Raw genomic sequence first — 2,072 nt, forward strand, 5'->3', positions numbered from 1 at the left:
AGTACCAGCGTACGGCCCACAGAATGATGTCACGCTGAAAATGCCGGCCTTTGAATGGGTTCATGTGCAGCTCCATCAGCAAAAGGGGATGATAAGTTTATCACCACCGACTATTTGCAACAGTGCCGTCCTGCGAATATGTGAGTTTTGACCTAATGAGCCACAAAAACTCATTTTCGCCCACGATAATTTTTCTACTTCCTTTCTTTGGAATGCTCATTTCAATATTCACATAACGTCGCTATCAATCGCGGAAAAGGCGTAGTGCGCGAAGCGAACGAAGCTTTTTGCCGTCGATTGCATAGCTTTGTTAACCCTTTTTCCAAATTTGATAGCAATAGTTAATGTTTGAAGTAAAGTGTTGCTCAAAAACAACTTCGAAGGTATTTGGAATACTCGGGAAGAAAACATCCCCCTCTGGCTCGATGTCGATCGTCGATAAGTGGAGCGTAGAGGCCATGGGTAATGTTTCTCGGTAAATTTCTCCGCCACCAGACACTATAACGTGACCGGTGAATTCAGCTAGCCTGTCCATGGCCTCTTCGATTGACTGAAATACAACTACATTGTCATCATTTGATGTCCAACCTGAGCGGGTAACGACCGCGTATTTCCTATTGGGGAGTGCGCCCATAGATTCAAACGTCTTGCGACCCACCAGAAGCCACTGATTGTAGGTCAATGCTTTAAAAAGTAGCTGCTCCCCTTTCGCGGACCAGGGTATGTCTGGACCGCAACCAATCACGCCGTTTTTCGCTTTCGCAGCCATCAATGATACTTTCAAGGTTCTCATCCTGGGTTAACTTTGTTTTAGGGCGACTGCCCTGCTGCGTAACATCGTTGCTGCTCCATAACATCAAACATCGACCCACGGCGTAACGCGCTTGCTGCTTGGATGCCCGAGGCATAGACTGTACAAAAAAACAGTCATAACAAGCCATGAAAACCGCCACTGCGCCGTTACCACCGCTGCGTTCGGTCAAGGTTCTGGACCAGTTGCGTGAGCGCATACGCTACTTGCATTACAGTTTACGAACCGAACAGGCTTATGTCCACTGGGTTCGTGCCTTCATCCGTTTCCACGGTGTGCGTCACCCGGCAACCTTGGGCAGCAGCGAAGTCGAGGCATTTCTGTCCTGGCTGGCGAACGAGCGCAAGGTTTCGGTCTCCACGCATCGTCAGGCATTGGCGGCCTTGCTGTTCTTCTACGGCAAGGTGCTGTGCACGGATCTGCCCTGGCTTCAGGAGATCGGAAGACCTCGGCCGTCGCGGCGCTTGCCGGTGGTGCTGACCCCGGATGAAGTGGTTCGCATCCTCGGTTTTCTGGAAGGCGAGCATCGTTTGTTCGCCCAGCTTCTGTATGGAACGGGCATGCGGATCAGTGAGGGTTTGCAACTGCGGGTCAAGGATCTGGATTTCGATCACGGCACGATCATCGTGCGGGAGGGCAAGGGCTCCAAGGATCGGGCCTTGATGTTACCCGAGAGCTTGGCACCCAGCCTGCGCGAGCAGCTGTCGCGTGCACGGGCATGGTGGCTGAAGGACCAGGCCGAGGGCCGCAGCGGCGTTGCGCTTCCCGACGCCCTTGAGCGGAAGTATCCGCGCGCCGGGCATTCCTGGCCGTGGTTCTGGGTTTTTGCGCAGCACACGCATTCGACCGATCCACGGAGCGGTGTCGTGCGTCGCCATCACATGTATGACCAGACCTTTCAGCGCGCCTTCAAACGTGCCGTAGAACAAGCAGGCATCACGAAGCCCGCCACACCGCACACCCTCCGCCACTCGTTCGCGACGGCCTTGCTCCGCAGCGGTTACGACATTCGAACCGTGCAGGATCTGCTCGGCCATTCCGACGTCTCTACGACGATGATTTACACGCATGTGCTGAAAGTTGGCGGTGCCGGAGTGCGCTCACCGCTTGATGCGCTGCCGCCCCTCACTAGTGGGCACTGTTGCAAAGTTAGCGATGAGGCAGCCTTTTGTCTTATTCAAAGGCCTTACATTTCAAAAACTCTGCTTACCAGGCGCATTTCGCCCAGGGGATCACCATAATAAAATGCTGAGGCCTGGCC

General features: G+C 53.8%; 1 protein-coding gene and 2 pseudogenes. 1 reads left to right on the plus strand and 2 read right to left on the minus strand.

Features of this window, described 5'->3' with window-relative positions; genetic code table 11:
• Positions 1–310: 310 nt before the first annotated feature.
• Positions 311–784 (minus strand): trimethoprim-resistant dihydrofolate reductase DfrA14, encoded by a 474-nt coding sequence (dfrA14, locus tag ACJHXA_RS23740; RefSeq protein ID WP_004201280.1) that lies wholly within the window; start codon positions 782–784, stop codon positions 311–313.
• A gap of 155 nt (positions 785–939) precedes the next feature.
• Here dfrA14 and intI1 point away from each other — a divergent pair.
• Positions 940–1,944: pseudogene (gene intI1 / locus ACJHXA_RS23745) on the plus strand (class 1 integron integrase IntI1); the annotation flags it as partial.
• A 53-nt stretch (positions 1,945–1,997) separates the two neighbouring features.
• Here the strand turns inward: intI1 and ACJHXA_RS23750 are convergent.
• A pseudogene (locus ACJHXA_RS23750) lies at positions 1,998–2,072 on the minus strand (IS6 family transposase); the annotation flags it as partial.

This window comes from Escherichia sp. WS33, from assembly GCF_046486385.1.
Taxonomy (GTDB): Bacteria; Pseudomonadota; Gammaproteobacteria; order Enterobacterales; family Enterobacteriaceae; genus ECMA0423.